Raw genomic sequence first — 6,788 nt, forward strand, 5'->3', positions numbered from 1 at the left:
AGCGACGGCTCAGCGCACGTCGACCGAGCGCCGGCCGGCGCCGCGCTCCAGGTACCAGCGGGCGGTGCCGATCACGCCGTAGGCGCGGATCCGCCGGGTGGAGTTCTGGACCACCATGTCGCGGCGGCGGACGATCGCGGTGCTGTGGCGGCGCACCCGGTTGATGAACGTCCGGTCGGTGGGCGACGGCCTGCGCGGCATGCCGCCGACGGCCCGGTAGAGCTCGGCGGTGATCGCCATGTTGTTGCCGGCGTGCATCCGGTAGGGCGTGCGGTAGCCGTGCCGGCGGCGGTGCGCGGGCCGGATCCGGCCGAAGAACGCGCCGAGCGCGACCAGCACCAGGAACACCGCGCGCCCGGCCGGCCCGTGCTCGTCCCGGCGGGCGGTGACCCGGCCGCAGACCAGCCCGCCGCAGGCGTGCAGCCCGGCCCGGGCGGCCGCCGTCCAGCCGGGTTCGGGCAGGCAGTCGGCGTCGGTGCGGGCGAGCAGGGTGGCGCCCCGGGCGATGGCGTACCGGAAGCCGGTGTCGATCGCCGAGCCGACGCCCTTCTCCGGTTCGACCAGCACCTCGACCGGGAACGGCGCCCGTGCGGCGAAGGCCCGGACCTTCGCCACGGTGGCGTCGGTGGAGCCGTTGTCGGCGACCAGCAGGGTGAACGCGCGGTCCCGCTGGGCGGCCAGGGCGGTCAGGGTGTCCTCGATCCGGGCCTCCTCCTGGTAGGCCGGGACGACCACCCACAGGTCCGTACGGGGGTTCACGACGCCTCCCACACCATGGTCATCAGGCTCACGCCGCCGCCGAGGCCGATCAGCAGCACCTTGTCGCCAGGATTCAACTCCGGTGTTATTCGCTCCAGTTGGATGCCGAGTGTGGCGCTGGCGACATTGCCGAGCTCCGGCACGGTGAGGACCAGCTTCTCCGCGGGCACGCCGGTGAGCTCGACGAAGGCCTCCAGGTAGGGGACGGTCACCTGGTGCACCAGCACCCGGGCGTAGTCGTCCCAGCCGAGGCCGGTGCGGGCCGCGACCCTGGTCAGGATGGCGCCGCCGATCTTCTCGAACACGCCGCGCAACTCCTTGCCGCCGCCCCGGAAGTAGCTGTACTCGTCGCCGCGCGGGTGGCGCGAGCCGCCGCCGGGGATGCCGCCGGCCGCCCAGTGCTCGGAGGCGGTCTCGGTCTCGATGTCGAGGATGCCGCCGCGCTCGACCGCCTCCACGACCACGGCCGCGCCGGCGTCGCCGAAGGTGTACCCGGCGAAGCCGTCCCGGAAGTCGGCCGGGCCGTCCGGGTCGCGGCGCATCGCCCGGCTGGGCGTCTCACCGGTGACCACCAGGGCGCGCCGGGCGCGGCCGGCCAGGATCATCGCGCGGGCCAGGTCGATCCCGTTGAGGAAGCTGTTGCAGGCGTTGCTGACGTCCAGGGCATGGGCCTTCGAGCCGAGTTCGGCCTGGACGAGGTGGGCGGTGGCGGGTTCGCAGACGTCCCGGGTGGCGGAGGCGTACAGCAGCAGGTCGACGTCGATCGGGTCCAGGCCGCGGGCCTCCAGGGCGCGCCGGGCGGCGGCGAGGGCCAGGGTGGAGGCGTACTCGCCCTCGGCGACGAAGTGCCGGGTGACGATACCGGTCGCCTTCTCGAACATCCGCTCCGGAAGCCGGAGCCGGCCGCCGGCGGTGACCTCGTCCTGGAGCTGGCGGGAGGTCAGTCGGCGGGCGGGGAGGTGGGCTCCGACGGCGGTGATGCCGATCCGCGCGGTGGCTGCAGGGTGCATGCCTCCATGCTCCGGCGACCGGGGCCGCGCCCACCTGAGTACGGGTACTCAGGTGGGCGCGGCACGGTACCCAACGTGCGGTCAGTCCTGGATCGGGATCGACTGGACGGGGACCGCGGCGCCGGCAGCGCCGGGGCCGGCCGGGGCCGCGGACGGCTCCGGGGTGTTCATGGTGCTGAGCAGCTGGCGGGCCAGGCCGAGGCCGGTGCCGCCCATGGCGAGCGCCTTGGCGAACATCTCGCCCATGCCCTCGGCGCCGTTCAGCAGCACCATGTGCTCGACGTTGCCGAAGGCCTCCGCGCCGGCCCGGACGATCTCGGGCCAGTTCTCGGCGAGTTGCTGCGCGACCACGGCCTCCTGGTTCTCGGCCAGGGCGGCGGCACGGGCCTTGATCGCCTCCGCCTCGGCCAGACCGAGCGCCCGGGCCGCCTCGGCGGTCGCCAGGCCCTTGGCCTCGGCGGCCGCGGCCTCGGCCTGGCCGGTCGCCTTGGTCGCCTCGGCGGCGGCCAGACCGCGCGCGCGGGTGGCCTCGGCCTCGGCGACCGCGGCGATCTTGACCCGGTTCGCCTCGGCGGCCGCCTTGAGCTCGGTCTCCTGGGCCTGCGCCTGGGCCGCCGAGATGCGGGCGTCGCGGTCGGCCTCCGCCTTGGTCCGGGTCTCGTACGCCCGGGCGTCGGCGGGCTTGCGGACGTCGGCCTGCAGCTGCTGCTCCTTGCGGTGCGCCTCCAGCTCGGCGACCTTGGTCTCCTGGACGACGACCTCCTGCCGGGAGGCGGCCTGGGCGAGCGGTCCGGCCTGCATCGCCCGGGCGGTCGCCGTCTCCATCTCGGCCTGGTAACCGGCCTGCTGGATACCGGAGTTGCGAGTCGCCTCGGCCTTGCGCGCGAAGGCCTCCTGCTCGGCCTCGGTGGCCTGGCGGTCGGCCTCGGCCTGGGCGATGCGGGCGTCGCGCATGACGGCGGCCGCGTGCGGAGCGGCGAGGTTCTGGATGTAGCCGGTCGGGTCGAGGATCTCCTGGATCTGCAGCGAGTCGATGATCAGACCCAGCTTCTCCATCTCGGAGCCCGAGGCGGCGCGGGTCTCCCCGGTCAGCCGCTCGCGGTCGCGGATCATGTCCTCGACCGTCAGGCTGCCGACGATGGACCGCAGATGACCGGCGAAGACGTTGTGGACCCGGTGGCCCATCATCTGCTGCTGGTCGAGGAAGCGGCGGGCGGCATTGGCGATCGACACCGTGTCGTCGCCCACCTTGAAGATCACAACGCCCTTGACGTGCACCGGAATTCCCTGCGACGTCACGCAATCCACGTCCAGGTCGGCCTCGTTGAGGTCGAGGGAGAGCTTGCGCACCACCTGGACGCCGGGGGTCACCAGCGTCCCCCGTCCGGTGACGATGCGGAATCCCATGCTCTCGCCGACGCCCTCGGAGCGGTGCTTGGAACCCGAGATGATCAGTGCCTCGTTCGGCTCGGCGACCCGCCACATGAGCTTGAAGAGCACGATCAGAATGATGATGGAAGCCACTGCGGCCCCCGCTACGCCGATCAGCATCGGCTGATTCCCCCTTCAGCGCGCACCGGCGTTCCGTGGCTGCGCTCTGGTGTGCAGGGAGGCGCGGAACGCGGTGGCAGCAGGAGATTCTCCGCTCACCGTGATCCTTTGGAAAGGGGAACGCGTCCCGGATCCGTCTCGGTCGCGTCAGGATTCCGTCAAAGGAGGGCCACGTAGACGGTGCGCGGAGGCTGGTACTCGACCACGACCACCTGGGTGCCGATCGCCATGCTCTCGCCCGGCACGGCCGGGTGGGCCAGGAAGGCCTCGGTGGTGTGGCGTTCGCGGACGTGCACGAGTACCTCGCCGACCAGTCCGGGGCCGATCCTGCCGGTGACGCGCCCTGTGCTTCCGACCATCGGCCCAGTCTGCCACCGTTGCCTCCGCGTGGACCCCCTCTGGACCAGCGGCGATCCGCTCGCTACGGTGTTGGACGTCATGCGCAGGCAACACCGCCTGCGGACACGGGAGCTCGGAGCACCGGGCTGAGAGGGCGCTGACCGGAACGTCGCTGGACGTGCCGACCGCTGCGTCGACCGCAGGAACCTGACCGGGTAATGCCGGCGTAGGGAGTAGAAGGTCTGATGACCACGTTCGACGCACAGCCGCAGTCTGCCCGGAACCATGACACCGGAAGCACGGGCACCGGCTACCCGACCCCGGCCTGGCGCAAGGCCTACCACGAAGGGTCCCGCCCCGACCTGCTGGTCCCGTACCGCGAGGTGGTCCTCACCAACGGCCGGACCGTCCCGCTCTACGACACCTCCGGTCCGTACACCGACCCCGCGTACGAGGCCGACGTGCGGCGCGGCCTGCCGCCGCTGCGCGACGCGTGGATCCGCCAGCGCGGCGACGTCGAGGAGTACGACGGCCGCGAGGCCCGCCCGGAGGACGACGGGATCAAGCACACCTCGCCGCGCGGCGGGAACCTGCGCAACCTCGACGCCGTCTTCCCCGGCCGCCCGCGCCGCCCGCTGCGGGGCCGGTCCGGCGCCTCCGTCACCCAACTCGGCTACGCCAGGCGCGGCGTGGTGACCCCGGAGATGGAGTTCGTGGCCCTGCGCGAGGGCCTGGCCCCGGAGTACGTGCGCGCCGAGGTGGCGCGCGGCCGCGCCGTCATCCCGGTCAACGTGAACCACCCCGAGGTGGAGCCGTCGATCATCGGCACCAACTTCCTGGTGAAGATCAACGCCAACATCGGCAACTCCGCGGTGACCTCCTCGATCGAGGAGGAGGTGGAGAAGATGACCTGGGCCACCCGCTGGGGCGCCGACACCGTCATGGACCTCTCCACCGGCCGCAACATCCACACCACCCGCGAGTGGATCCTGCGCAACTCCCCGGTGCCGATCGGGACGGTGCCGCTCTACCAGGCACTGGAGAAGGTCGACGGCCGGGCCGAGGAACTCAGCTGGGACGTCTACCGCGACACCATCATCGAGCAGTGCGAGCAGGGCGTCGACTACATGACCGTGCACGCCGGCGTGCTGCTGCGGTACGTGCCGCTGACGGCCCGCCGCAAGACCGGCATCGTCTCGCGCGGCGGCTCGATCATGGCCGCCTGGTGTCTGGCGCACCACCAGGAGAACTTCCTCTACACCAACTTCGAGGAGCTCTGCGAGATCCTCGCGAGCTACGACGTCACCTTCTCGCTCGGCGACGGCCTGCGCCCCGGCTCGATCGCCGACGCCAATGACGAGGCGCAGTTCGCCGAGCTGCAGACGCTGGGCGAGCTCGGCCGGATCGCGCGCGAGCGCGACGTCCAGGTGATGATCGAGGGCCCGGGCCACGTCCCGATGAACAAGATCCGGGAGAACATGGACCTCCAGAAGGAGATCTGCGACGAGGCGCCGTTCTACACCCTCGGCCCGCTCACCACGGACGTCGCCCCCGGCTACGACCACATCACCTCGGGCATCGGCGCCGCGATGATCGCCTGGTGGGGGACGGCGATGCTCTGCTACGTCACCCCCAAGGAGCACCTGGGCCTGCCGAACCGGGACGACGTGAAGACCGGCGTCATCACCTACAAGATCGCCGCCCATGCCGCCGACCTCGCCAAGGGCCACCCCGGTGCCCAGGCCTGGGACGACGCGCTCTCCGACGCCCGCTTCGAGTTCCGCTGGGAGGACCAGTTCAACCTGGCCCTCGACCCGGAGACGGCCCGCGAGTTCCACGACGAGACGCTCCCCGCCGAGCCCGCCAAGACGGCCCACTTCTGCTCGATGTGCGGCCCGAAGTTCTGCTCGATGAAGATCTCCCAGCAGATCCGCGCCGAGCACGGCGGGGGCTCCTCCGCCGTCGCCTCCGGGTACGACGCCGAGGCGCTGGCCGGCATGCAGGCCAAGTCGGAGGAGTTCGCGGAGCAGGGCAACCGGGTCTACCTGCCGATCGCGGACTGACCCTTCACCGACTGCACCGGCCCGCGTCCCGTGGGGGGAGTCGCGGGCCGGTGCGCTTTTGACGTCGTCGGACGTCCCGGGGGTCACGATCGGCGTCGGCCGGGTCGTCGGCCGTCGCCGTGGGATCCGCGGGGCCTGCCGGGTTTCGTCGGGGTCAGTGCCGTCGGCGGGCTGCGGCTCGTCCGCTTCGCCTCACCAGGACGATGAGTGCACCGCCCAAGGTGAGGGCGGCCGTCGAGCCGACCAGGAGGCCGATCGATCCGTCCGAGCCGGTGGCGGCGAGTGCCTGACCAGACTCGTTCGGGTGCTGCACGGGAGCGCCCTGGCCGGGAGCGCCCTGCACGGGACCGCCGTGGCCGGGAGCGCCCTGCACGGGACCGCCGTGGCCGGGACCGCCCTGCAGGGGAGCGCCCGGGGCGTTGCCGCCTGGTGCGTTGCCGCCCTGGGCATGGCCGCCCTGGGCATGGCCACCCGGTGTGTTGCCGACCTGCACGGGGCCGCCCGGCACGTTGCCGTGATTGCCCTGGTCGTTCCCGTGATCACCTTGCTCATGACCGCCGTGACCCTGGTCACCGTGCCCCGGGCCGCCGTGACCGCCGTGTCCGCTTGGAGACTGGGACGGCCCTGCGGGGCCCGCCGGTCCTGCCGGGCCTGCGGGTCCTGCCGGTCCTGCGGGGCCGGGTGAGCCGTTTGCTCCGGGTGTGCCGTTGGCGCCGGGTGAGCCGTTTGCTCCGGGTGTGCCGTTGGCGCCGGGTGAGCCGTTTGCTCCGGGTGTGCCGTTGGCGCCGGGAGAGCCATTGGCTCCGGGCGAACCATTCGCGCCGGGTGTGCCGTTCGCTCCGGGTGTGCCGTTGGCGCCGGGTGTGCCGTTGGCGCCGGGTGTGCCGTTCGCACCGGGTGAGCCGTTGGCGCCTGGTGATCCGTTGGCACCAGGGAGTCCGTTCGCTCCAGGTGTGCCGTTGGCGCCGGGTGAGCCATTCGCGCCGGGAAGCCCGTTGGCACCAGGTGAACCATTGGCACCGGGGGCACCAGGTGCACCGGGGGCTCCAGGAGCGCCGTTGGGGCC

The 6,788-nt window shown here is 72.3% G+C and carries 5 protein-coding genes and 1 riboswitch; of the genes, 1 reads left to right on the plus strand and 4 read right to left on the minus strand.

Annotated elements, in window-relative coordinates; all coding sequences use genetic code 11:
- Nucleotides 1-9 precede the first annotated feature (9 nt).
- The 4 genes from ACFVYI_RS16835 to ACFVYI_RS16850 form a co-directional block, all read right to left on the minus strand.
- Complete coding sequence (locus ACFVYI_RS16835; protein ID WP_387885929.1) at nt 10-759, minus strand: glycosyltransferase; 750 nt, start codon at nt 757-759, stop codon at nt 10-12.
- Nucleotides 756-1,769, minus strand: a complete 1,014-nt coding sequence (locus tag ACFVYI_RS16840) for a 3-oxoacyl-ACP synthase III family protein (protein WP_387885932.1) — start codon at nt 1,767-1,769, stop codon at nt 756-758. Before ACFVYI_RS16840 ends, ACFVYI_RS16835 begins: the two co-directional genes overlap by 4 nt.
- A gap of 81 nt (nt 1,770-1,850) precedes the next feature.
- Complete coding sequence (locus ACFVYI_RS16845) at nt 1,851-3,320, minus strand: SPFH domain-containing protein (RefSeq protein WP_387885934.1); 1,470 nt, start codon at nt 3,318-3,320, stop codon at nt 1,851-1,853.
- 158 nt (nt 3,321-3,478) lie between these two features.
- Complete coding sequence (locus ACFVYI_RS16850) at nt 3,479-3,679, minus strand: hypothetical protein (RefSeq protein ID WP_387885936.1); 201 nt, start codon at nt 3,677-3,679, stop codon at nt 3,479-3,481.
- 95 nt (nt 3,680-3,774) lie between these two features.
- Nucleotides 3,775-3,909: riboswitch (TPP riboswitch) on the plus strand.
- On the opposite strand from ACFVYI_RS16850, the gene thiC reads away from it, so the two are divergent.
- On the plus strand, nt 3,905-5,722 hold the full coding sequence (gene thiC, locus ACFVYI_RS16855) for a phosphomethylpyrimidine synthase ThiC (protein ID WP_387885938.1): 1,818 nt from the start codon (nt 3,905-3,907) through the stop codon (nt 5,720-5,722). It overlaps the preceding riboswitch by 5 nt.
- The last annotated feature ends 1,066 nt before the right edge of the window (nt 5,723-6,788 follow it).

The organism is Kitasatospora sp. NPDC058218 (assembly GCF_042882445.1).
Classification (GTDB): Bacteria; Actinomycetota; Actinomycetes; order Streptomycetales; family Streptomycetaceae; genus Kitasatospora.